The sequence below is a fragment of the Roseovarius halotolerans genome, assembly GCF_900172255.1.
GTDB classification, from domain to species: domain Bacteria; phylum Pseudomonadota; class Alphaproteobacteria; order Rhodobacterales; family Rhodobacteraceae; genus Roseovarius; species Roseovarius halotolerans.
In genome coordinates, this window is record NZ_FWFU01000004.1 from 345,681 (window position 1) to 368,399 (window position 22,719).

General features: G+C 63.9%; 21 protein-coding genes. 4 read left to right on the forward strand and 17 right to left on the reverse strand.

Annotated elements, in window-relative coordinates:
- Positions 1-68: 68 nt before the first annotated feature.
- Both rnhB and ROH8110_RS16470 read right to left on the reverse strand, forming a co-directional pair.
- The gene (rnhB, locus tag ROH8110_RS16465) at positions 69-704 is read right to left on the reverse strand and encodes a ribonuclease HII (protein ID WP_176236622.1); all 636 of its coding nucleotides are present in this window, start codon (positions 702-704) and stop codon (positions 69-71) included.
- An 85-nt stretch (positions 705-789) separates the two neighbouring features.
- Positions 790-1,215 carry a hypothetical protein gene (locus tag ROH8110_RS16470; protein ID WP_085818837.1) on the reverse strand — a complete coding sequence of 142 codons (426 nt, stop codon included), beginning with the start codon at positions 1,213-1,215 and terminating at the stop codon, positions 790-792.
- Between the two features lie 212 nt (positions 1,216-1,427).
- On the opposite strand from ROH8110_RS16470, the gene ROH8110_RS16475 reads away from it, so the two are divergent.
- Together ROH8110_RS16475 and ROH8110_RS16480 are read left to right on the forward strand one after the other, a co-directional pair.
- Positions 1,428-1,670 carry a hypothetical protein gene (locus tag ROH8110_RS16475; protein WP_085818838.1) on the forward strand — a complete coding sequence of 81 codons (243 nt, stop codon included), beginning with the start codon at positions 1,428-1,430 and terminating at the stop codon, positions 1,668-1,670.
- A gap of 13 nt (positions 1,671-1,683) precedes the next feature.
- Complete coding sequence (locus tag ROH8110_RS16480; protein ID WP_085818839.1) at positions 1,684-2,388, forward strand: winged helix-turn-helix domain-containing protein; 705 nt, start codon at positions 1,684-1,686, stop codon at positions 2,386-2,388.
- A 27-nt stretch (positions 2,389-2,415) separates the two neighbouring features.
- Here the strand turns inward: ROH8110_RS16480 and ROH8110_RS16485 are convergent, their stop codons facing one another.
- The 7 genes from ROH8110_RS16485 to ROH8110_RS16515 form a co-directional block, all read right to left on the reverse strand.
- On the reverse strand, positions 2,416-3,405 hold the full coding sequence (locus ROH8110_RS16485; RefSeq protein WP_085818840.1) for a zinc-dependent alcohol dehydrogenase: 990 nt from the start codon (positions 3,403-3,405) through the stop codon (positions 2,416-2,418).
- Positions 3,402-4,163 carry an SDR family NAD(P)-dependent oxidoreductase gene (locus tag ROH8110_RS16490; RefSeq protein ID WP_085818841.1) on the reverse strand — a complete coding sequence of 254 codons (762 nt, stop codon included), beginning with the start codon at positions 4,161-4,163 and terminating at the stop codon, positions 3,402-3,404. Before ROH8110_RS16490 ends, ROH8110_RS16485 begins: the two co-directional genes overlap by 4 nt.
- On the reverse strand, positions 4,156-5,463 hold the full coding sequence (hisD, locus tag ROH8110_RS16495) for a histidinol dehydrogenase (RefSeq protein ID WP_085818842.1): 1,308 nt from the start codon (positions 5,461-5,463) through the stop codon (positions 4,156-4,158). Before hisD ends, ROH8110_RS16490 begins: the two co-directional genes overlap by 8 nt.
- Before the next feature lie 10 nt (positions 5,464-5,473).
- Positions 5,474-6,799, reverse strand: a complete 1,326-nt coding sequence (locus ROH8110_RS16500; protein WP_085818843.1) for a TRAP transporter large permease — start codon at positions 6,797-6,799, stop codon at positions 5,474-5,476.
- A 14-nt stretch (positions 6,800-6,813) separates the two neighbouring features.
- Positions 6,814-7,320 carry a TRAP transporter small permease gene (locus ROH8110_RS16505; protein ID WP_085818844.1) on the reverse strand — a complete coding sequence of 169 codons (507 nt, stop codon included), beginning with the start codon at positions 7,318-7,320 and terminating at the stop codon, positions 6,814-6,816.
- 100 nt (positions 7,321-7,420) lie between these two features.
- On the reverse strand, positions 7,421-8,569 hold the full coding sequence (locus ROH8110_RS16510) for a TRAP transporter substrate-binding protein (protein WP_085818845.1): 1,149 nt from the start codon (positions 8,567-8,569) through the stop codon (positions 7,421-7,423).
- Complete coding sequence (locus tag ROH8110_RS16515) at positions 8,562-8,777, reverse strand: hypothetical protein (RefSeq protein WP_085818846.1); 216 nt, start codon at positions 8,775-8,777, stop codon at positions 8,562-8,564. Before ROH8110_RS16515 ends, ROH8110_RS16510 begins: the two co-directional genes overlap by 8 nt.
- A 175-nt stretch (positions 8,778-8,952) precedes the next feature.
- Here ROH8110_RS16515 and ROH8110_RS16520 point away from each other — a divergent pair, with 175 nt between their 5' ends.
- Complete coding sequence (locus tag ROH8110_RS16520; RefSeq protein WP_085818847.1) at positions 8,953-9,972, forward strand: LacI family DNA-binding transcriptional regulator; 1,020 nt, start codon at positions 8,953-8,955, stop codon at positions 9,970-9,972.
- Between the two features lie 20 nt (positions 9,973-9,992).
- Here the strand turns inward: ROH8110_RS16520 and ROH8110_RS16525 are convergent, their stop codons facing one another.
- Positions 9,993-10,919, reverse strand: a complete 927-nt coding sequence (locus ROH8110_RS16525) for a hydrogen peroxide-inducible genes activator (RefSeq protein WP_085818848.1) — start codon at positions 10,917-10,919, stop codon at positions 9,993-9,995.
- Positions 10,920-11,129: 210 nt separating this feature from the next.
- Between ROH8110_RS16525 and katG the strand changes: the two genes are divergently transcribed.
- Positions 11,130-13,298 (forward strand): catalase/peroxidase HPI, encoded by a 2,169-nt coding sequence (gene katG, locus ROH8110_RS16530; protein ID WP_085818849.1) that lies wholly within the window; start codon positions 11,130-11,132, stop codon positions 13,296-13,298.
- Between the two features lie 74 nt (positions 13,299-13,372).
- Here the strand turns inward: katG and ROH8110_RS16535 are convergent, their stop codons facing one another.
- The 7 genes from ROH8110_RS16535 to ROH8110_RS16565 all read right to left on the reverse strand — a co-directional run bounded on the left by ROH8110_RS16535 (position 13,373) and on the right by ROH8110_RS16565 (position 22,526).
- The gene (locus tag ROH8110_RS16535; protein ID WP_170156520.1) at positions 13,373-14,038 is read right to left on the reverse strand and encodes an HAD family hydrolase; all 666 of its coding nucleotides are present in this window, start codon (positions 14,036-14,038) and stop codon (positions 13,373-13,375) included.
- On the reverse strand, positions 14,019-15,080 hold the full coding sequence (locus ROH8110_RS16540; RefSeq protein WP_085818851.1) for a GlxA family transcriptional regulator: 1,062 nt from the start codon (positions 15,078-15,080) through the stop codon (positions 14,019-14,021). The genes ROH8110_RS16535 and ROH8110_RS16540 overlap by 20 nt, the downstream gene beginning before the upstream one ends.
- Positions 15,081-15,090: 10 nt before the next feature.
- Positions 15,091-17,532: a GcvT family protein gene (locus tag ROH8110_RS16545; protein ID WP_085818852.1), complete on the reverse strand. Its 2,442-nt coding sequence runs from the start codon at positions 17,530-17,532 to the stop codon at positions 15,091-15,093.
- Positions 17,529-18,428 (reverse strand): choline kinase family protein, encoded by a 900-nt coding sequence (locus ROH8110_RS16550; protein ID WP_085818853.1) that lies wholly within the window; start codon positions 18,426-18,428, stop codon positions 17,529-17,531. The genes ROH8110_RS16545 and ROH8110_RS16550 overlap by 4 nt, the downstream gene beginning before the upstream one ends.
- Entirely contained in the window at positions 18,425-20,434 is a 2,010-nt protein-coding gene (locus ROH8110_RS16555) for an ABC transporter permease (RefSeq protein WP_085818854.1), read from the reverse strand. Before ROH8110_RS16555 ends, ROH8110_RS16550 begins: the two co-directional genes overlap by 4 nt.
- Positions 20,431-21,462, reverse strand: a complete 1,032-nt coding sequence (locus ROH8110_RS16560) for a quaternary amine ABC transporter ATP-binding protein (protein WP_085819065.1) — start codon at positions 21,460-21,462, stop codon at positions 20,431-20,433. The genes ROH8110_RS16555 and ROH8110_RS16560 overlap by 4 nt, the downstream gene beginning before the upstream one ends.
- 119 nt (positions 21,463-21,581) lie before the next feature.
- Positions 21,582-22,526 (reverse strand): ABC transporter substrate-binding protein, encoded by a 945-nt coding sequence (locus tag ROH8110_RS16565; RefSeq protein ID WP_211330795.1) that lies wholly within the window; start codon positions 22,524-22,526, stop codon positions 21,582-21,584.
- Positions 22,527-22,719: the final 193 nt, after the last annotated feature.

Below are 22,719 nucleotides of genomic sequence, written 5' to 3' on the forward strand. Positions count from 1 at the left end.
TCCTGCGCTCTGGTTGGTTGAGGACAAAGATGAGTCAAAGCCGATTCGCCGTCAATTTCTTTTTTGAATCAGTCACTTATTGATTTTTCTTGATACAAGATATTGTGGACGGGTTTGAAGGAACGTCTATGGTGAGGGGTGAGCCCAATATTTTGAAGCGCCTCCCTGTGGCTTTTCGACGGGTATCCGGCGTTGGTCTCCCAGCCGTAGCCCGGAAACTGTTGCGCCAAATCCCACATCATCCGGTCACGGGTGATTTTCGCCACGATCGAGGCCGCCGCGATGGAGAGTGATTTGCCGTCGCCCTTGACCACCGCCTGGGCGGGAACCGTCAGTCCGCGCGGGATCATGTTGCCGTCGATCAACGCGAGATCGGGTGCGCTGGACAGGCCTGCGATGGCGCGTTCCATCGCAAGATGGCTGGCGCGCAGGATGTTGATCATGTCGATCTCTTCGACGCTGGCATGGGCGATCGACACTTCGGCCATCGCGAAGATGGCGTCATGCAGCTCGGCGCGGCGTTTGGCGCTGAGGCGCTTGGAATCGTTCAGCCCCTCGGGGATACGCGCGATGTCGAGCACCACAGCCGCTGCCGTGACCGGCCCGGCAAGCGGGCCGCGCCCGACCTCGTCGACACCGGCGATGCGGCGCGCGCCGCTGGCCTGCGCGGCAAGTTCAAGCGAGAAGTCGGGACCGTTGATCATGCTTCCTGATGGCATGGCGGCGCGCAAAATGCAAAAGGGAAGGGCCCTGCCCTTCCCTTTCACCTGCCCGGTTCTCTTGCCTGGTTCAGCGATAACCATGACGGCGCAGGCAATGCGCACTGTAGACGGAACGCTGCCCGTTGGCCTTCACGAGACAGGCATTGGGCAGGGCAACACGGCTGCGCGGGGCTGCGTGTTTCTGATACCCGCGCTGGTGGACCGGACGATAGGAGTGCGGCGCGGCCCGGTAGTGCGGGATCACCGCAGCACGGGTGACCGGCGCGGAGCGATAGACCGTCCTGGGCGGGTAGTAGCGCTGTGGCTGCGAACGGTAGACGGTAGCATTGCGGTTCGAGCGCGAGTCGGCGACGGCGGCGCCGATGATCGCCAGCGCGGCAACGCCCGCAATGACCTTGGCGGCGTCGTTGTCCGCACGCGCGGGCGCGGCCGTGAGGCTCGTTATGGCGATGGAAGAGGCCAGAATGGCGGCGATGAACTTGCGGTGAAACATGGGATGTCCTTTCAGCTGTCATGGGGGCCGGTGGTTTCCTTTGACGATCCGGCAGCGCCCGCCCCGGCATGGGTCAGGCTGATGCCCAAGGGTGCGCCCCCCTGCGAAAGACAGGCAATATCGCCGCGTTGTTATCGGATAACCGGTGCAATATGCCCCGGAGCCGGGCCTTGGATATTGAATAGCCGCGCGGTTGCACGCATGGTTCTCGCATGAAACGAAATATCATCATCCTCGCGACCGCAACGGTCATGACACTGGCCAATGCCGCCACGGCGCAGGCCGCCTGCTTTGCCGAATACAAGGCCAAGCGCGACAATCCGCTTGAACTGTTCTACGACGTGGCGCAGATCAGTGGTCCATGCACCAAGGCCAACGCCCGCGCCCAGCTGCAACAGATGCTGGCGCGTCAGGGACTGACCCTGCTCAAGGTGCTGTCGGTGAAGAACAACTAGGAAGGACAGGCCCTTGAAGGAGACAAGCGCAACGGCCGCGGAGGCACGCCGCTCGGGCAACCGGGTGGTGGTGCTCGGGGTCGTCGCGATCGTGGCGATCCTGTCGCTGGCCGCGATCTTCCTGTTCCTGAGCCTGCCCGACGCCAATGCCTTCAACGCACGGGTCGAGCGCATCTTCGTCGAGAACGACACCCTCACCGCCGACGCCGAGATCAAGCTGCTGGAAATCCTGGCGCTGTCGGGCACGGCATTTTCCGAGACGCTGACCAGTTACCGGATGGTGATATTCGTGCTGCTGGTCTTTGCGGCGGCGCTGTTGGTGGCGGCACTGGTGTTCCTGGTGATGCTGGTGGCGATGAACCGGCGCATGGCACAGATCGAACGGTCGGGCATCCAGGTCAGTTCGCTGCTGATCAGCCGCGAGGAGAACGCGGTTTACCTCAACAACATGGGCTTCACACTGACCGCCGCGGCGATGGAGACATTGGCGGTTCTGGCCGAGGCGCGGATGGATGACGACGTGCTGACCGGCGCCGAGATCGAGGCGGTGATTTCCGGGCGCAATGCCGCCGACTGCGACGAGGCGGCGGGGGCGACACGGATCAAGCGGCTGCGCGACACGCTGGGCAACCAGATGGTCAGCGAATTGCTGGTCAAGAACATCGCGCGTCGCGGTTACATGCTGGCCATCGACAAGGATGTGATCCAGGTGATCTGAGCGCCGCGCATCCAGGCCCCGCCCCTCTCAACCGGGGCGCAGGATGACCTTGGGCGCGTCGACCACGCCGCGCCGGATATCGGCAAAGGCCCTCGCCCCTTCGGAGAGCCTGCGTGTCTGGGTCCAGTCAAGTGCGCCAAGACGGCCATCGAACATCGCCGCCGCGGTCTGGCGGAAATCTTCGGCGGTATAGGTATAGGTGCCGATGAAGGTGATTTCCTGAAGGGTCATTCGACGGATATCGAGCCCGCCCGAAGCCGCACCGAGACCGATATGCATGATCACGCCGCCGGGACGCGCAAGGGAAGAGGCCTGTGCGCGGGTGGCCTCGTAGCCGACGCCGTCGATCACGATGTCGAACAGCGCGTCGGAGTCCAGCGCATCGGGCGCAAGCACCTTCTGGTCGCAATGCAGTTCGAGATAGCGGCGGCGCGGGGCGCTCGGCTCCAGCATGGTGACATCAGCCACCCCCTGCGCCGCAAGGCTGAGCGCCGCGCCAAGCCCGATCGCGCCGCCGCCGATCACCAATCCACGCGGACTGTGACCGGTTGCGAGGCGCGCAAGCCCCAGCCGCACGGCATGCCAGCCGCAGGCGATGGGTTCGGCCAGCGCCGCCTGATCGGGGGTCACGTGGTCGGGCATCGCCACGAGGTTGGTTTCGGGCATCGCCAGCCACTCGGCAAAGGCGCCTTCGCGCGGCGGCATCGAGATGATCTGCCGCGAGGGGCACAGATTGTCGCGCCCGGCAAGGCAGGCCGGACAGGCCCCGCAGGTCACCAGCGGGTTGATGGTGACGCGGTGGCCTTTGCGCGGACCCGCAGCGATCACGCCCGCCGCCTCGTGACCGAGGATCAGCGGCGCGGGGCGGCGTTCGTCATGGCCGAGATAGGCATGCATGTCCGAGCCGCAGATGCCGACGCTTTCGACGCGGATCAGCAACTCGCCATCGCCGGGACCGGGTTCGGGCACATCGCGATAGGTCAGCGTTTCGGGGCCGGTATAGACAAGCGCCTTCATCGTGCGGTGAACCCCCCATCGACCATAAGCACCTGCCCGGTCACGTAATCCGAGGCCGGCGACGCCAGGAACAGGAGCGGGCCGTCGATATCCTCGACCTCGCCATTGCGCCCGATGCAGGTGGCCGCGGCGTTGCGCGCGGCGCGCTCGGGATCATTAAAGACCGGCGCGGTCAGTTCGGTGCGAAAGAAGCCCGGCCCGATCGCATTGGCGTTGATGCCGTGGGGCGACCATGCCTCGGCCATCGCACGGGTCAGCTGTGCGATACCGCCCTTGCTGGCGCCATAGGCGATGCCGTCGGGAAAGGCGCGGAAGGTCTGGAGCGACGCGAAATTGAGGATCCGGCCCCAGCGTTTCTTCTTCATCGCGCCCACGAGATGTTGGCTCAGAAAGAACGGTGTCGCCAGATTGAGGCCAAGGGTGATGTCCCAGCCCTCGGGCGTCACATCATCGGCAGGCTCGCGCCGGTTGATCCCGGCGGCATGGACGACGATGTCGGGCGGACCGAAGGGTTCTGCCACAAGGCGCGCAAGATCGGGCAGCGTGTCGCGCTGCGAGACATCATGGGCGACGATCGCGGCGCGTGCGCCGGTCTCGCTTTGCCAGTCCTGTAGCGCGTCCTTGCGCCGGGCAACGCCGACCACCTCGGCCCCCGCCACCGCAAGCAGGCTGGCGGCGCGACGGCCCAGACCGGCGCTGGCGCCGGTGACGCAGGCGACCTTGCCGGTCAGATCGAAGAGGCGCGCGGGGTCAGCCATTGGCAGACAGGTCGAAGTTCTGACCAGGGAAATACTTGCGCAGCCGGATATCGGCGGTGCGCGCATGGCCTTCCATCCCCTCGAGCCGCGAAATCCGCGCGGTGGCCTCGGCGACGGGTTTGCAGCCCTCGCGGGTGGCGCGCTGCCAGGTGACGATCTTCATGTATTTATGCACGCTGAGCCCGCCAGTATAGCGCGCCGCGCCCGAAGTCGGCAGGACGTGGTTTGTACCGCTGGCCTTGTCTCCGAAGGCCACGGTGGTTTCCTCGCCGAGGAAAAGCGAACCATAACAGCTGAGCCGTCCCAACCACCAGTCGAGATCGCCCGCCTGCACCGTCAGGTGCTCGGGCGCGTAGGAATCCGAGGTCGCGGCCATCTCTTCGCGGTCGGCGCAAAGGATCACCTCGGCGTAGTCGCGCCATGCAGCTTCGGCATTCTGGCGGTTCACTTCGGGCAGGTCCTCGATCAGGCGCGGGACCAGTTCCATCACCTGTTCGGCCAGCGTACGGTCATCGGTCACGAGCCAGACCGGCGAATTGTAGCCATGCTCGGCCTGACCGACCAGATCCGTCGCGACGACCTCGGGGTCGGCGCTGGCATCGGCAAGGATCAGGCTGTCGGTGGGGCCGGCGATCATGTCGATCCCGACGCGCCCGAACAGGATGCGCTTGGCCTCGGCGACGAACTGGTTGCCGGGGCCGACGAGGATATTCGCGGGCGGCAGGCCGAACAGGCCGAAGGTCATGGCGGCGACGCCCTGCACACCGCCCATCGCCAGGATCGTATCGGCGCCGCAGAGATCGGCGGCGTAGATGATCGCCGGGTTCACGCCGATGCCGGGGCGCGGCGGCGAGCAGGCGACGATATGCGAGCAGCCCGCGACCTTGGCGGTGGTGACGGTCATGATCGCGCTGGCGATGTGGCTGTAGCGCCCGCCCGGCACGTAACAGCCCGCGCCCCGGACGGGGATGCTTTTCTGCCCCGCGATCAGGCCCGGCACGACCTCGACCTCGATATCGCGCAGGGTTTCCTTCTGCGCGGTGGCGAAGCGGCGGACATTGTCATGGGCGAAGGCGATGTCACGGCGCAGTTTCTCGGGCACCTTGGCCTTGGCGGCCTCGATCTCGTCACGGGTAAGGACGATATTGCCCTCGTACTGATCGAAGCGCGCGGCATAATCGAGCGCCGCCTGATCGCCGCCCGCCTCGATATCGTCGAGGATCGTCTGGACGGTTTCATGCACGTCCGACGCCCCCGATTGCGAGGTCAGCGCGGCTTTTTTCAGGTATTCTTGGGCCATATGGGAAATCCTATTTGTAGATGTCGGGCAGAAGGCTGGTGGAAAGTGCCGGAACATAGGCGATCAGCAGCACCACCAGCAGCATGAAGAAGACGAAGGGCACCGCACGGGCGGCGATGCGCAGGATGGATTCGCCGGTCAGGCCCGAGACCACGAACAGGTTCAGGCCCAGCGGCGGTGTGATGAAGCCGACGCCCAGCGCGGTGATCATCATCACGCAGAACTGGATCTCGTTCATGCCGATATCGTCGGCGAGCGGCTTAAGGATCGGGGCGAGGATCACGATATTGGGCGTGGTTTCCATTACGCAGCCCGCCGCGATCAGAATGGCGATCATCAAGAGGATCAGGATCGCGGGCTCGTCCGTGAGGCTGGTGACCGTCTGCACGAAGCCCTGCGGCACGCCGAGGATCGCGAGCGCCTGCGCCAGCGGCAGTGAGAAGGCGATGATCGGCAGGATCACCCCGTTGACCTTGGCAGAACTGACCAGCATGGCCGGGAAATCCGCCAGTTTGAGCGTGCCCAGAACGAAGCCGATGAAGATAGTGACGACAACCGCCGTCGCACCGGCTTCGGTCGGGGTGAACTTGCCCGAGAAGATGCCGCCGAAAATGATCGCGGGCACGATGAAGGCATACCAGCCCGACGCCAGCGCCCGACCCAGGTTGCGCAGCCAGTCGCGAAACGCAATGCCGCCGCCGCCCTCGTAGCCATAGATGCGGTTGACCACGATATTGGTGATGAGGATCGACAGAAGGATCGCAAGCCCCGGCACCACCGCCGCGAGAAACAGGGTCGAAGCCGATATCCCCAGCACGAGGCCGATGATGATATAGGCGATCGAGGGCGGGATCAGGATGCCGGTACAGGCGCCAGCCGCCACCAGCGCGCAGGCGTAGGGGCGCGGGTAGCCCGATTCCACGAGCCGGTCGATGGTCATCCGCCCCACGGCCGCCGCACCCGCCGCATCCGATCCCGAAATCGCCGAGAACATGCCGCAGACCAGCACCGTGGCCGAGCCGAAACCGCCCTTGGCAAAGCAGGTCAGCGCCTCGGCGACATCAAGGAACTTGCGGCTGAGCCCGGTGCGCACCAGCACATCGCCGGTCAGGATGAACAGCGGCACGGCGGTCAGCGCAAAGGCGTCGATGCCGTCGAACAGGCTTTCGCCCACGAGGCTGAGCGGCAGCGCACCCGACATCAGCAGCATGATGATGGCCGATGCGCCGATGGCCGCCCAGACCGGCACCGCCAGCGCGCACAGCACCACGAACAGGATCATGGGCGCATAGAAGTCCCAGCCAAGTTCGACCGAGTGATTGAGGGTCTGCCACATCGCGCCGTCCCCCTTCAGTCGAACATCTTGTCGCCCTCGTAGACGGGTGTCCCGTCACGAAGGGCGCGCAGGTCACGCAGGAAAGACTGCACCAGGCGCAGCACCATCAGGCCGAAGCCGAGCGGCACCGCCATCAGGAACCAGATCATCGACACCCGCAGCCCGTGGCTGACCGAGTCGAACCGGTAGGACACGGTCACGGTTTCCCATGACCAGTAGAGCGCCACCAATGCGACGGCGGCCATAACCAGGTCGCCGAAGATATAGAGCAGCGCCTTGGCGCGCGGCCCGAGGTAATGCATCAGCACGTCGATGCGGATATGGCCACGTTCGCGCACGGCCGCCGCCGCGCCGATCCAGGCGAGGTAGATGAAGCTGTAGCGCACGATCTCTTCGCCCCAGATCGAGGAATAGGAGAAGACCTCGCGCCGCAGCACCTCGACCGCCATCGTGACGACAAGCATGACGTAGAACACCAAGAGCGCCCAGCGTTCCGCGTTCCTGTCCAGCGTCTTGAGCATGCGGACCCTTCCAGCCCGGACCCTGCATATTCAGGGCCGGTGCGTTCATCGACAATTGGGAAAGCCGGGCGCAGGTTGCGCGCCCGGCCGGTTTCAGGCGTTACGCGTCATGCACGTAGTAGCGGCCCGGCGTTCCGGCGGCCTCGGCCAGCTTGTCGAACGTGTCCATCGACCCGGCCAGTTCGGTCTTGAACGGGTCCCACTCGGAGCGCTGGAACCCGGCGGCCTCTTGCCATTCGGCGAGCTGGTCTTCGCTGAGCGAATGGAATTCGACCCCCGACTTGGCCATTTCGGCCATCGCGAATGTGCGCGCCGAGGGCACCTTGGCGAGGTTCTGGTGGAAGGTCATTTCCGAGGCCCAGTCGATGGCGTCCTGCACATCCGAAGGCAAGGTATTGAACCATTCGAGGTTGCAGGCATAGCACTGGCTGTCTGGCACGGCCTGGGTAAAGGTGACGTGGCTCAGGATGTCCTTGAACCCGAAGGCGTAAAGTGCCCCGACCGCGGGATCGAGCGCATCGGCCACACCCTGCTTGATCGCCGAGGGGGTCTCGCCCCAGGCGACCGGCGTGGGGTTGGCGCCTGCCATGCGGTAGAACTGTTGCAGCATCTTCGATCCCGGCACCCGGAACTTGACGCCTTGCAGGTCGCCCGGTGTCATGATCGGGCCGCCGCCGCCCTTGCGCACGGCCATCACGCGCGGGTCGATGCAGAAATAAAACATCGGGCGGAAACCGCGCTGCTCGACCATCGCGTTCACTTCGGATTTCCAGATATCCGAGGTGACAAGGTTCACGAAACGCTGATTGGCGCCGCAGAAATAGGGCAGGTTGATCAGGTCGACCGCAGGCGCGAAGGGCGCGAAATTCGACAGCGAGAACTGCCCGGCATTGACTGTGCCGCCCTGTACCTTCTGGGCCAGCGCCGAGCCGACGCCGAGTTGCCCGCCCGGTGCCAGCTTGACATAGATCTTGCCGTTCGAGGCGTTCTGAAGGTTCTCTTTCAGGTCGAGCTGCATCATCGGGTAGCTGCGTGTGGTGCCGATGACGTATTCTGTGGCCAGCGTCAGCACGTGATCGGCGGCCTGTTCGCGCTCGCGTTCCTCGCTTGCGCTCTGGGCGCTGGCCTGGGACGACCAAAGCATCCCGCCCGCCCCGGCGACCATCGCCGCGGTGAAGCTGCCGGTGGTGGCCAGCTTCATGAAGTTGCGCCGCGCTTCGGACGCGAGTTCCTCGTGTTCTTCAGGCATTTCCATTCCTCCCTTGAATGTCCTGTTTCTTTCGCCTCGCCTTGCGGGCCGCTTCGCTGCGCAGGACAGCCACAACGAAGGCGCTGGAGGCGCCAAGCAGCATAAGCATCTCGCCGACGTCGCTCAGGAACGCCGCGCCCCCGGACGAGCCGACCAGGACGTTGGCCGCGAAGACGCCAAACAGCACAGCGGCAACCAGCAAGAACATGCAATCCTCCCTCTCGTCGGGCGGGCCGACGATTCGCCTCGAATGTAAGCGCTTACAATTTTTCATGCAAGCGCTTACACTGCGTGGTATTGGCCGCCGCAACCGGTTAAGGCCAAACAACAGTGCGCAGTGGAACGAGATGTCACAAGGTAACGATCACAGGGGTCAGGCGGATATGGGCGCCAGCGTTGCGACGCTGGCCGATGTGGCCGAGCGCGCGCAGGTTTCAACGGCGACGGTATCGCGCTGCCTCAACGCGCCCGACAGGGTCGCGAAGCCGACCCGCGAGCGCGTGCTGGCAGCGGTGCAGGAGCTGGGCTATTCGCCGAATTTCGGGGCGCGCGCGCTGGCGGCGCGGCGCACAGGGACAGTGGGCGCGATCATCCCGACGATGGACAACGCCATTTTCGCCCGCGCCATCCAGGCCTTTCAGGAGGAGCTGCGCGCGCATGGTGTCACCCTGCTGGTGGCCTGTTCCTCCTATCGCCCCGAGATCGAGGAGGAGCAGATCCGCGCCCTTGTGGCGCGCGGCGCGGATGCGCTGCTGTTGATCGGACATCAGCGCAGCGATGCGATCTATCAGTTCCTGGACCGGCGCGGCGTGCCCGCGTTGGTGGCTTGGGTTCATGACCCTGACGCCACGCGCCCCTCGATCGGCTTCGACAACCGCAAGGCCATGCAGGACCTGGCGCGCGAGGTGATCCGCCTGGGGCATCGCCAGATCGGGGCCATCACCGCCGAGCAGCGGGACAATGACCGTGCCCGCGCCCGGATCGAGGGACTTTGCGATGCGATGGAGGCGCAGGGGCTGTCGCGTGATGACCTGGCGCTGGTCGAAACGCCCTATTCCGTCGAACATGGGAGGCAGGCCTTTGCCCGGCTGATGCGGCGGGTGCCGAGGCCGAGCGTGGTGATCTGCGGCAATGACGTGCTGGCCGCCGGGGCGCTTCAGATGGCGCGCGGCATGGGGCTGCATGTGCCCGGCGACGTGTCGATCACGGGTTTCGACGACATCGAGATCGCCACATTGGTCGATCCGGCGCTGACCACGGTGCATGTGCCGCATCGCGCGATGGGACGGCAGGCGGCGCAATTGCTGATCGAGATGGTGCGCAGCGGCACGCCACTGGCAGAGAGCGTCGAGTTGCAGACCGATCTGCGGCTGCGCGGCACGCTGGGGCCGCCGCCGGGCTGAGGCAATCGCTCAGGGTCGGTTCAGGCCGGTTCGCCCAGCGCTTCGCGCTGCTGACGCAGATCCGCGCCCGATTGCTTCACGATCCGGGCGATTTCCTGCAACTGATCGGCGAGAGGGCTGCTTTTGCGCCAGATCATGCCGACCGTGCGCGTGGGCTGTGGCGCATGCAGCGGCACCACCGAGACGTCGGCCGAGCGGGTCTCGACCGGGGCGGCCATTTCGGGGATCAGGGTTACACCGATACCCGCCCCCACCATCTGCACCAGTGTCGAGAGCGAACTGCCATCAAGCCCCTCGCGCGGGAGAGCCGATTGCAGGTTGCAGAATGACAGGGCCTGATCGCGAAAGCAGTGCCCCTCCTCGAGCAGCAAAAGGCGCATTTCGCGCAGGTGGTCGCGACTGGGGACGGGTTTGTCCGCATCGCCGGCCGGGCGCACCAGCATCAGCTTTTCGGTGAAGAGCGCCACCTCGCTGAAGGACGGCTCCGAGACCGGCAGCGCGACGATGGCGGTATCGAGACGCCCTTCGGACAGTTCCTGAATGAGGCGGGGTGTCAGGGATTCGCGCACATGCACGTCGAGCCCCGCATGGGCCGCCGAAAGGTTGCGCAGAAGCGTCGGCAGAAGATAGGGCGCGATGGTCTGGATCACGCCGATGCGCAACCGCCCCACCATGCCGTCGCGCGAGGCGCGCGCCAGATCGCCCAGTTCATCCACCGAGCGCAGGATCGTGCGCACCCGCAGCGCGATTTCCTCGCCAAAGCTGGTCAGGCGGATCTGGCGTGCGCCGCGTTCAAACAGCACCATGCCAAGGCTTTGTTCCAGATCGCGGATCTGAACCGATAGCGCTGGCTGCGATATGGCGCAGGCCTCGGCGGCGCGCCCGAAATGGCCGTGCCGGGCCAGGGACTCGAAGTAGCGAAGCTGCTTGAGGGTCACATTGTTCATAATTTAAAATTATCATGACGATCAGTAAATGCAACTTAAACCAATGACAGAGATTTGCTACACAAGGGCATCGTCACCGTGCGGGTGATTCCCTGACGGCCTGCCAAGGCCAGCACAGGCCAACGGAATGGACTTCGCAATCACCCCGGTGCATCACAGCTTAGCGACACGAACTTGGTTCAAGTCACGCAGCAAGAATCGGAGAGAGAAATGGACGGAAACGACATCGGCAAATGCCCCATCATGCATGGCGGCAACACGGCTGCCGGCAAATCCAACATGGATTGGTGGCCCAATGCCCTGAATCTCGACATCCTGCATCAGCACGATACGAAGACCAACCCGATGGGTCCGGATTTCGACTATCGCGAAGAGGTGAAAAAGCTCGACTTCGAAGCGCTGAAGAAAGACATGCGCGCGCTGATGAAGGACAGTCAGGATTGGTGGCCCGCCGATTGGGGCCATTATGGCGGCCTGATGATCCGCATGTCCTGGCATGCGGCGGGGTCCTACCGCGTATCGGACGGGCGCGGTGGCGGCGCCACCGGCAACCAGCGCTTTGCGCCGCTCAATTCCTGGCCCGACAATGTGAGCCTCGACAAGGCCCGCCGCCTGCTGTGGCCGATCAAGAAGAAATACGGCAACAAGGTCAGCTGGTCGGACCTGATCGTTCTGGCCGGGACCATCGCCTATGAGGATATGGGCCTCAAGACATATGGTTTCGCCTTTGGCCGCGCCGATATCTGGCATCCCGAAACCGACACCTATTGGGGATCGGAAAAGGAATGGCTGGCGCCGAGCGACGAGCGTTACGAGAACGTCGACGATCCCTCGACGATGGAAAACCCGCTGGCCGCCGTGCAGATGGGCCTGATCTATGTGAACCCCGAAGGCGTGAACGGGCAGCCCGACCCGCTGAAGACCGGCGCGCAGGTGCGCGAGACTTTCGCCCGCATGGCGATGGACGACGAAGAAACCGTCGCGCTGACCGCAGGCGGCCACACCGTCGGCAAATGCCACGGCAATGGCGATGCGTCGCTGCTGGGGCCGGACCCCGAGGCGGCGGATGTCGACCAGCAGGGCTTTGGCTGGGCCAACCCGAACGAGACCGGCAAGGGGCGTTATACCGTCACGTCGGGTATCGAGGGCGCATGGACAACCCATCCGACCAAGTGGGACAACGGCTATTTCTACCTTCTGTTCAACTATGAATGGGAGCTCAAGAAATCGCCCGCCGGTGCATGGCAGTGGGAACCCATCGACATCAAGGAAGAAGACAAGCCGGTCGATGTCGAGGATCCCTCGATCCGCTACAACCCGATCATGACCGACGCCGACATGGCGATGAAGATGGATCCGGTTTACCGCGAGATCTCGGAAAAGTTCTACAAGAACCCCGATTACTTCTCCGAGGTGTTCGCGCGCGCATGGTTCAAGCTGACGCATCGCGACATGGGCCCGCGGACACGCTATATCGGCCCCGACGCGCCGCAAGAGGACCTGATCTGGCAGGATCCGGTGCCCGCAGGCAGCACCAGCTACGATGTCGAGGCGGTGAAGGCCAAGATCGCGGCATCCGGTCTGTCGCTGGCCGACATGGTCGCGACCGCCTGGGACAGTGCGCGCACGTTCCGCGGCTCGGACATGCGCGGCGGTGCCAATGGCGCGCGCATCCGTCTGGCGCCGCAAAAGGACTGGGAGGGCAACGAGCCCGAACGCCTGGCGCGGGTGCTGGCGGTGCTGGAGCCGATCGCGGCCGAGACCGGCGCGAGTGTCGCCGACGTGATCGTCCTGGCGGGCAACCTGGGTGTCGAACAGGCCGCCAAGGCCGCCGGTGTCCAGATCGACGTGCCATTTGCACCAGGCCGTGGCGACGCAACCGACGAGATGACCGATGCCGAATCCTTTGACGTGCTGGAGCCGCTGGCCGATGGCTATCGCAACTGGCTGAAGAAGGATTACATCGTCAGCCCCGAGGAACTGATGCTGGATCGCACCCAGTTGATGGGCCTGACCGCCAATGAAATGACCGTTCTGGTCGGCGGGATGCGGGTGATGGGCACCAACCACGGCGGCACGTCGCATGGCGTGTTCACCGACAAGGAAGGTGCGCTGACGACCGATTTCTTCGTCAACCTGACCGACATGGCGAACCGCTGGCAGAAGGCCGAGGACGGCACCTATGAGATCCGCGACCGCAAGACCGACGCGGTCAAGTGGACGGCGACACGGATGGACCTGGTGTTCGGATCGAACTCGATCCTGCGGGCCTATGCCGAGGTCTATGCCCAGGACGACAACAAGGAGAAATTCGTCAAGGATTTCGTTGCCGCCTGGACCAAGGTGATGAACGCCGACCGCTTCGACCTTCGGGGCTGATCGGCTGAATGAAACGGGCGCGGCGCGGGTTGATCCCTGCGCCGCGCTTTTTCGTGGCGCAGGGATGTCGCGGTTCAGTGTGGCGCAAACCCGCGCAGCACCGCCAGAAGCGCGCAAGGCGTGTCCGCAATGACCGCCGCACCATGATCGCCAAGCTGGCGCGCCTCTTGCCAGCCCCAGCCGACCCCCACCGCAACCGCACCCGCCGCGCGGGCGGCGTGCATGTCGCTGATCCCGTCGCCTATCATCACGAAACGGCCCTCGGGCCAGATGCGGCGCAGCGCCGCCAGCTTTTGAGCCTTGGTGCCGAAATGATCGCGCCCCAGCACCCGCGCGACATCCCCGGCAAGGGAATGCGTTTCAAGGAAGCCCCTGATCACATCCGAACGCGACGCGCTGACGATCGCGATATGGGCACGCCGCGAGAGCGCATGGATCACCCGATCCATGCCGGGAAAGAGCGGCGCATAATGGGGCCGCGCGGCCAGATGCCGCGACACGGTGTCAGCGAATGCCACCGGATCCAATGAAAGGGCGCGGGCAAGTGTCTCGAAAGTCAGCGGATCAAGATCGTGAAACGGGTTGGGCGCCAGCCGGCGGCCCGACCCCATGTCGCGGGCAACCGCCTGGCAGGCCTCGGCGCAAGGCGCGAGGGAATCCGCGATCACCCCGTCGAAATCGAAGACAATCAGCGACGAGCCATGCGCCGCGCCGCCCGGTTCAGTATTGCGCGTTGACATGGTGCAGCACGGTGCCCCGCCCGCCTGGTGAACCGCCGGTGGCGCGCGCAGCCGGTGCCTGGCGCTCGTCGCGCGGGGCATAGCCGAAGAAGGCCTCGTAATTGTCCTTCATCGCCCGCGTCGTGCCAAAGCCGCAGATCATCGCGATCTCCCCCAGGCTGTGCTCGCTGTAGCGCAGAAGCTGTCTGGCACGCGAGAGGCGGATATGGCGATAGAACCTGTCGGGCGAGAGGTTCAGCTCCTTGCGAAAGAGCCGTTCAAGCTGCCGCACGCTGGCATGGGCCGAGGCCGCGATGTCGCGCATCGGCAGCGGCTCGGAGATGTTCTGGTTCATGATGGCGATGGCCTTCAGGATCTTCCTGTTCCAGGTGCCGTAGCGGATATGGGGCTGCATGTTCAGCTCGTCCTCGCCGTCGCGGATGCGGTCGATCACCATGCGGCTGGCCACGTCGCGCGCCAGCCCCGGACCGATCTCGCGCTCGAGGATCGCCAGCATCATATGCGCCCCCGCCGCACCCCCCGCACAGGTCGCGAGGCGCCGGTCTAGAACAAAGATGTTCTCGGTCACATTGATCCGGGGAAAGGCCGTGCGCAGGCGCGGTGTGTCCTCCCAATGGGCGGCGCAATCGCGCTCATCCAGAAGGCCGGTGCGCGCCAGCACCATTACCCCCGATGACACCGCGCCGATATGCCCGCCCTGGCGGTGATGAAAGCGCAGGAATGCCTCGATCCGGCCGGTGTCGCTGGTCACGACGTCGCTGGCAGCCAGAACGATGACGTGATCGAAGCCCGACGCCTCTGCGACGTCGTGATCGACGCCAAGCGACAGCCCGTTCGAGGCGCGCACCTGCGCGCCCCCGGCCCCGATCAGGGACCAGCTGAAATGGTCACGCCGCATGAGGATATTGGCGCTGCGCAAGGGTTCGAGCGCGGCGGCAAACGAGTAATGCGAGAAGCCCGGCAACAGTAGAAAGCCGAAATGCCGCCCGCGCGACGGCGCGCCGCCGGTCGCGCCGTCTGCATTGTCCTGCGGGCCGCTCATCCTGCCTGGGTCAGCATTTCACCCGCTCCATTCCGGGATCGTAAAGCGGGGCGAGATGCACCGCGCAGGGCACACGCTCGGTTGCGACCTCGAGTTCGTATTCGCCGCTCAGCACATGGGCGCGATCGATGGGTTCGTCGCTGCGCACATAGCCGTAACCGATCGACTGGTTTACCGTGTAGCCAAACCCACCGCTGGTCAGCCAGCCAACGCGCTCGCCGTTGCGGTAGATCGTCTCGCGCCCAGAAAGCACAACATCGGGATCGGCGGTGAAACAGGCGAGGATTTTCTTTACGCCATTGTCGCGCTGCGCCTCGGCGGCCTCGCGGCCCTTGAAATCGATGTTCTTCTTCAGCTTCACCGCCCAGGCCAGACCGGCCTCGGCAGGTGTGTGATCGGCACCGATGTCGGAGCCCCAGGCGCGATAGCCCTTTTCGAGTCGCAGGCTTTCGATGGCGCGGTAGCCCGCATCGCGCAGCCCGAATTCGCGCCCGGCTTCGCTGAGGGCGTCATAGACGGTGGTGGCATACTCGACCGGCAGGTGGAGCTCCCATCCCAGTTCGCCGACATAGGTGACACGCAGGGCGCGCACGGGGCAGCCGGCGATGCCGATGGTCCTTGCGGTGCCGAAGCGGAACGAGTCATTCGACAGGTCGTCCCGTGTCACCTTTTCAAGGATGTCGCGCGCCCGCGGCCCCATCAGCGACAGCACCGCATAGGCCGAGGTCACATCCACAAGCTGCGCGTTCATCCCAGCGGGGATGTTGCGCGCAATCCAGTCGAAGTCATGGGTGGCGAAACCGGTGCCGGTAACGATGTAATATTCATCCTGCGCCACGCGCATGCATGTCAGGTCGCATTCGATGCCGCCCCGGTCATTGAGCATCTGCGTATAGATCAACGAACCGACCGGCTTCGCGACATCATTGGCCGCGATCCAGCTCAGCGCCGCCTCGGCATCCGGCCCTTTAAGGGTGAACTTGGCGAATGAAGTCTGGTCGAACAGGACGGCGGCCTCGCGGCAGGCCTTGTGCTCTTCGCCGACGGTCTCGAACCAGTTCTGTCGCCCGAAGCTGTAGATGTCCTTTGCCTCGGTGCCGTTGGTCGCAAACCAGTTGGGACGCTCCCAGCCCAGCTTTTCGCCGAAACACGCGCCTTTCGCCAGCAGCTTGTCATAGAGCGGCGACTTGCGGCAGGGGCGGCCCGAGCTGTGTTCCTCGAAGGGCCAGGCCATCGTGTAATGCTTGCCATAGGCCTCGACGGTGCGGGTCCGCACCCAGTCGGTATCGAAATGCGGGCGGCCAAAGCGACGGATGTCCACTGGCCACAGATCGAAAGGCGGCTCGCCCTTGGCAACCCATTCCGCCAGCGCCATGCCCGCGCCGCCACCAGCGGCGATGCCATAGGCGTTGAAACCCGCGCCGACGAAGAAGTTCTTGAGCTCGGGCGCTTCGCCCAGGATGAAATTGCCATCGGGCGTGAAGCTTTCGGGGCCGTTGACCAGTTGCTTGATCCCGGCGGTTTCCAACGCGGGCACCCGGCCCAGCGCCAGTTCGACCAGTTGCTCGAAATGATCGAAATTGGAATCGAGCAGCGTGTAATGAAAACCCTTGGGAATGCCGTTCACCGCCCAGGGGATCGGGTTGGCCTCGTAGCCGCCCATCACGAGGCCGCCCACTTCTTCCTTGTAATAGGTCAGCCGGTCGGGATCGCGCAGCGTCGGCATGTCCGATGTGACGCCGTCGATCTGCTCGGTCACCATGTATTGATGCTCCATAGGCACGAGCGGCACATTCACCCCGACGCTGGCGGCGAAATCGCGGGTCCACTGGCCGCCGCACAGGATCACCTTTTCACAGGCGATAAAGCCCTTTTCGGTCATCACCCCCTTGATGACACCGTCTTCCAGCTCGATCTTGGTGACCTTGGTATCCTCGATAATCGTCGCGCCCGCCTTGCGCGCGCCCTTCGCCAGCGACAGCGTGATATCCGAGGGGTTCGCCTGCCCGTCGGTGGGCATGTAGGCCGCGCCGACCAGATCGTCGGTGGTCATCAGCGGCCAAAGTTCCTTGGCTTCGGAGGGTGTGAGAAGCTGCATCTCGAGGCCGAAGGAATGCGCCGTTGTTGCCTGCCGCTTGACCTCGGTCCAGCGCTCCTCGTTGCAGGCGAGCCGCAGCCCGCCATTCATCTTCCACCCCGTCGCCTGGCCGGTCTCCTGTTCCAGCGTGTTGTAGAGATCGACCGAATAGCCGAGCAACTGCGTGATATTGGCGTTCGAGCGCAGCTGGCCCACAAGCCCCGCCGCGTGGAATGTCGTGCCCGAGGTCAGCTTCTTGCGCTCAAGCAGAACGACTTCGCTCCAGCCCAGTTTCGCAAGGTGATAAGCGGTCGAGCATCCCACGATGCCGCCGCCGATGATGACGGCCTTTGCGCTTGTCGGAAAAGTGCTCATTTTGGTCCTCGCATAGATTGAAAGTCGGACAGCGCCGTTTCGAAACGCGACAGGTTCTTGTCGGTATAGGCGGCGTAGTCGAAGTCGATGTCCGAGTGGATTTCCGAAACCATGCTCCACATCGTTTCCCTGAGAAGCGATGCGCATTTCATGGCGTGATATCTGTGGTTCAGCTCGTGGGTCAGATCGGTCTCGAAATAGGTTTCAAGCATCCAGCGTTCCTGTTCGGGATCGAGTTCGCTGTTCGAGGCCAGCCCGGCGAGATCGAAGAGTGGCGAATTGAAGCCGCCATATTCCCAGTCGAGCAGCCAGAGCCGCTGGTCGTCATCGAGGAAATTGGCGGCCAGGAGGTCGTTATGCCCCAAGACCAGCCGCACCGGGCCGACCGCGTCTTCGAGATCGGCAGCAACGCGCAGCAAACCGTCAAGCCGCCCCACATGACGCGAACCGTCGGCGCGCAGGGTGGCGGCGTAATCACGCAGGACATGGAATACCCAGAAGGTCAGCACCGGCCCACGCAGCTGTGCCGCCGCCTCGGTGTGGCAACGCTTGAGCATGGGCACGATCCGCGCCAGCATGGCATTGTCACGCACCGCCTCCTCGTCAAGAGTGCGCCCGGCGACATGTTCAAGCACCAGTATTCCCGGCTCGGTATGGATAATCGCCGGGGCGATCCCGATGGCCTGCGCGGCGCGATGCACGGACTGTTCATTGAAGCGCATGATCTGGTGCAGAAGAATGTCCTGCCCGACGCGCACCACGTAGCGGCGGCCCTGATCGCTGAGTGCGACATTGAAATTCGTGATCCCGCCACCCAGCAGTTCGGCCTGCTCGGGCGCTGTCCAGATCGAGAGGGATGTCGCCCGTTGAAGGGCGGCTTGTGCGGCGTCACTCATTGTTCAAGTCCCATCTTGCGGCGCATGCGGCTGGCCGTTGCCGACAGGATCCGGTCCGCGACAATGGCAATGAAGGCGACGGCCAGACCGGCAACGATGCCTTGCCCGGAATTGGCCTTGGTGAGTGCGATATAGACTTCCTGACCCAGGTCGCGTGTACCCACCAGCGCGGTGATCACCAGCATCGAAAGGGCCAGCATGATGGTCTGGTTCAGGCCCAGCAGGAGTTCGGGAATAGCCATCGGCAGCTTGATGCGCCACAGCACCTGACGCGGCGTGCAGCCCGAGACGAGCCCGGCCTCGATAAGCTGGGGATCGACGCTGCGGATGCCGTGGGCGGCATAGCGCACGGCTGGCGCCATCGCGTAAAGCACCACCGCGATCATCGCCGAGAAATCCCCGACCCGGAACAGCATCACAACCGGGATGAGATAGACGAAACTCGGAAGGGTCTGCAGCGTATCGATGAAGGACCCGACCACACGGTTGGCCGTGTCGTTCTGCGCCGCCATGATCCCCATCGGGATGCCGATGGCCGAGGCGATCAGGACCGAAACACCGCAAAGGTAGACGGTGATCATCGCCTTGTCCCACAATCCCACCATCGCGATCAGCGCCGTGAGAATCCCGCTCAGAGCCGCCAGCCACAGCCCCCCGGCACGCCAGCCGATCAGCGTCATCGCCATGATTCCCCAGGGCCAGGGAATGCCGACGAAGAAACGTTTGACGGGCAACAGGAGGTAAGACAGAAGCGCGGTCTTGATGGTCTCGAAGACATCGAAGAAATGCACGTTGATATAGCCCATGAAATCGGACCAGAACGCGCCGGTCGAGAGGGTCGCCGCCTCCGGATAGGCCTGCAGGGCGGGCGCGACTTGCGACAGAAGATAGGTACAGATGGCAACCAGAAGCACCGTCGCAACCCAGGGATGGCGCTGAAACAGGTTGCGGTTCGGGTCGGGCGCGCGGGTTGCGACATTGCGGCTGGCGAAAGCCTGGCTCAGCCGGTCGAGCGCGATCGCCATCACCACGATCGCCAGGCCCGCTTCGATTCCGCCGCCGATATCAAGCCGCCTGAGCGCGCTCAGCACGTCAAAGCCAAGCCCCCCGGCACCGATCATCGACGCGATAATCACCATGTTGAGTGTCAGCATGATCACCTGGTTCACGCCCACCATCAGCGTCGGCGCGGCGGAGGGCACAATGACTTTCCACATCATCTGACGGCGCGTGCAGCCGACCATCACCCCGACATCGCGGGTCTCATTGGGCACGCCGTGCAGCGCGACGATGGTGACCCGCACCATCGGCGGCATCGCGTAGATGATCGTCGCGACAAGCGCTGCCACGGGACCGAAGCCGAACAGGAACAGGATCGGCACGAGATAGGCGAAGACGGGCACCGTCTGCATGAGGTCGAGCAGGGGCCTGAGCAGTCGTTCGAACAGTGGCGAGCGATAGGCCAAGATGCCCAGCAGCAGCCCCCCGACCGACCCGATCGGCACCGCGATCAGCACCGAAGCGAGGGTTACCATCGCGCTGTCCCACTGGCCGAAGACCGCGAGGTATAGAAAGCATCCCCCAACCAGCGCAGCCAGCTTCCAGTTGCGCGCGTAATGGCCCATCGCGACCAGCGTCACGATGATCGCGATCCAGCTCAGCGGGGGCGCGATCTGAACGGCGGCATTGCCCAGCCCGGTGGAAAACCCGTCGATCAACAGGTCGCGCATGAAATCATAGGGGATCTCGATCAGCATCGAGATGAACCGCGTCACGTCGCGAAAGCTGAACAGACCGAAACCGGCATCCTCGACCAGCCAACGCATGAACGCGCTGATGCGGGCTTCGACCGGCAGGATGTAGGCGCTCGGAAACTTGACGATCCAGCGTGCATCGAACGCCTTGTAGAGATCCCAGGAATATCGCGACAACAGCCATGTCGCCGCAAACAGCGCCAGCCAGAACCAGCCGCTGCGCCCCGGAAGATGATCGCGCCACCCTGTCATGGGGCCGGCTTCCGGCCGATCAGCACATCAATGACGGCCTGCCGCCCGATACTACCGACCACATCGCCTTCGGCGTTCACCACCCGGAACGGCAGGGCGCTGGACTCGATCTGGTCGGCCACGGCCTCGATGCGCTGAGTCTGGGGTAACTCGCCCGCGGTCTCGCCCTCGGGCACGCCGGGGGTCATCACGCTGCGCAGCGTCAACACCTTGGAGCGCGGCACGTGGCGGGTGAACTCGCCGACATAGTCGGTGGCCGGATTCAGCACCAGTTCTTCCGGGGTGGCCACCTGAACGACCCTGCCATCCTTCATCACCGCGATATGATCGGCGAGCCGGATCGCCTCGTCGAAATCATGGGTGATGAAGACGATGGTCTTGTGCAGCATCCCCTGAAGACGCAGGAACTCGTCCTGCATCTCGCGCCGGATCAGCGGATCGAGCGCCGAAAACGGCTCGTCCAGGAACCACAGGTCCGGCTCGACGGCCAGCGAGCGGGCGATCCCGACGCGCTGCTGCTGCCCGCCCGACAACTGCCGGGGATAATAGGCCTCGCGCCCCTTGAGGCCAACCAGCTCGATCACCTCGCGCGCGCGGGCCTCTCGCTTGGCCCGCGGCACGCCCTGAACCTCCAGCGGAAAGGCGGCGTTCTGCAACACGGTCAGATGTGGCAGGAGGGCGAAGTGCTGAAACACCATGCCCATTTTCCGGCGTCGGATGTCGATCATCTCCTTGTCGGTCATCGACAGGAGATCACGGCCCTCGAACAGGATTTCGCCAGCGGTCGGCTCGATCAATCGCGACAGGCAGCGCACCAGGGTGGACTTGCCCGAGCCCGACAGCCCCATGATCACGAATATTTCGCCCTGGCGGATCTGCACGGTGGCATCGCGGACCGCCCCGACAAGCCCGGCTGCGCGGATATCTTCGGAGCTCAGCGCGCCACCGTGACGCTTGAAAGCATCCTGAGCACCCGCGCCGTAGAGCTTCCAGACACCCCGGCAATCCAGCAAGATCGGTTTTTCCATGTCATCCTCGGGCACTGGCGCACCATCCCGGTCGCGCCGGGGGAAGGGCGGTTTAAAGCGAAGGGAAGGCCCGGGCGCAGGCGCAGAAAGGCCCGCGCGCCGGATTGGTCATGCGTCGCTCAGTTGGCGATCCAGGACTGCCAGACCGAACTGTTGGCGGCGAGCCATGCGTCGCTGACCTCGTCCAGTGACTTGCCATCGAGATCGACGGCGGAAACCATCGCGCCCATATCCTCGTTGCTGATGGTAAAGGCCTCGACGGCCTTGGCCGCACCCGGCCATTTATCGGCAAGACCCGACCACGCCACTTTCCAGATCGGCCCCGTGGGTTTGCCGCAATCATAGGCCATGTTCGGGTTTATCCCGACCGAAGGGTCCTCGTAGCATTCGGGCGTATAGGGCGGGAAGGCCACGAAATTGCCCTCGTACTTGGTCGGCGCCCAATGCGGCGCATAGATCCACAGCACGATGGGCGCCTTGCGCTGATAGGCACTTTCAAGTTCGGCAAAGAGGGCTGCGTCAGTGCCGGCATGGACCACCTCGAAATCAAGGCCAAGCGACTCGATGCGCTCTTCGTCGAAACCACCCCATGTTACCGGCCCGCCAAGGTAACGGCCCATCGGCGCGGTCTCGGGTGTAGCGAATTCCCGCGCGCAATCGTTGAGCGCCTGCCAGTCGGGAAGACCGGGGCAGACCTCTTCCATATAGGCGGGATACCACCATTCCTCGATGGCCTTCATTCCGGTATCGCCCATGTTGACGACCTGCCCGGTCCCAATGGCCTCGTCCATCGCCTCGCGGCCGGTAGTTTCCCATATCTCCATCGCCACATGCAGATCGCCGCTTTTCAGTCCGGCGAATTGCGCGATGTAATCGGCCTGCACGTATTCCACGTTATATCCGGCCTCGGCCAGGACCTTGCCCATTATGGTCGTGGTCAGAAGCTGACCCGTCCAGTCATGCATGGTCAGCTTGATCGGTTCTTGTGATTCAGCTTCGGCAAAGGCCGAGCCGGCCATTACCAGCCCGGCGCATGCTGCCGCCGCAAATGTTGAAAGACGCATTCTGAGAACTCCCCGTGTTTTTGTTTATTGGCCGACGGCCCTTTTCACAGCCTTCGATTCGCCGCGCCATATCAAACAATTTCCAACAGCGTATCTGAGTTTTCAATATTTATTTTTGTTTTTTGTGGTTTTAATGTTGGTATTTGACTGATTTTGTGGTTTTTTGCCTAAAAATCCACAGGGTCGCAGCGGA

Coding starts and splice junctions, on each gene's coding strand:
- rnhB (WP_176236622.1), bottom strand. CDS start 704: ATGATCAACGGTCCCGACTTCTCGCTTGAACTTGCCGCGCAGGCCAGC.
- ROH8110_RS16470 (WP_085818837.1), bottom strand. CDS start 1,215: ATGTTTCACCGCAAGTTCATCGCCGCCATTCTGGCCTCTTCCATCGCC.
- ROH8110_RS16475 (WP_085818838.1), top strand. CDS start 1,428: ATGAAACGAAATATCATCATCCTCGCGACCGCAACGGTCATGACACTG.
- ROH8110_RS16485 (WP_085818840.1), bottom strand. CDS start 3,405: ATGAAGGCGCTTGTCTATACCGGCCCCGAAACGCTGACCTATCGCGAT.
- ROH8110_RS16490 (WP_085818841.1), bottom strand. CDS start 4,163: ATGGCTGACCCCGCGCGCCTCTTCGATCTGACCGGCAAGGTCGCCTGC.
- hisD (WP_085818842.1), bottom strand. CDS start 5,463: ATGGCCCAAGAATACCTGAAAAAAGCCGCGCTGACCTCGCAATCGGGG.
- ROH8110_RS16500 (WP_085818843.1), bottom strand. CDS start 6,799: ATGTGGCAGACCCTCAATCACTCGGTCGAACTTGGCTGGGACTTCTAT.
- ROH8110_RS16505 (WP_085818844.1), bottom strand. CDS start 7,320: ATGCTCAAGACGCTGGACAGGAACGCGGAACGCTGGGCGCTCTTGGTG.
- ROH8110_RS16510 (WP_085818845.1), bottom strand. CDS start 8,569: ATGCCTGAAGAACACGAGGAACTCGCGTCCGAAGCGCGGCGCAACTTC.
- ROH8110_RS16515 (WP_085818846.1), bottom strand. CDS start 8,777: ATGTTCTTGCTGGTTGCCGCTGTGCTGTTTGGCGTCTTCGCGGCCAAC.
- ROH8110_RS16520 (WP_085818847.1), top strand. CDS start 8,953: ATGGGCGCCAGCGTTGCGACGCTGGCCGATGTGGCCGAGCGCGCGCAG.
- ROH8110_RS16525 (WP_085818848.1), bottom strand. CDS start 10,919: ATGAACAATGTGACCCTCAAGCAGCTTCGCTACTTCGAGTCCCTGGCC.
- katG (WP_085818849.1), top strand. CDS start 11,130: ATGGACGGAAACGACATCGGCAAATGCCCCATCATGCATGGCGGCAAC.
- ROH8110_RS16535 (WP_170156520.1), bottom strand. CDS start 14,038: ATGTCAACGCGCAATACTGAACCGGGCGGCGCGGCGCATGGCTCGTCG.
- ROH8110_RS16540 (WP_085818851.1), bottom strand. CDS start 15,080: ATGAGCGGCCCGCAGGACAATGCAGACGGCGCGACCGGCGGCGCGCCG.
- ROH8110_RS16545 (WP_085818852.1), bottom strand. CDS start 17,532: ATGAGCACTTTTCCGACAAGCGCAAAGGCCGTCATCATCGGCGGCGGC.
- ROH8110_RS16550 (WP_085818853.1), bottom strand. CDS start 18,428: ATGAGTGACGCCGCACAAGCCGCCCTTCAACGGGCGACATCCCTCTCG.
- ROH8110_RS16555 (WP_085818854.1), bottom strand. CDS start 20,434: ATGACAGGGTGGCGCGATCATCTTCCGGGGCGCAGCGGCTGGTTCTGG.
- ROH8110_RS16560 (WP_085819065.1), bottom strand. CDS start 21,462: ATGGAAAAACCGATCTTGCTGGATTGCCGGGGTGTCTGGAAGCTCTAC.
- ROH8110_RS16565 (WP_211330795.1), bottom strand. CDS start 22,526: ATGCGTCTTTCAACATTTGCGGCGGCAGCATGCGCCGGGCTGGTAATG.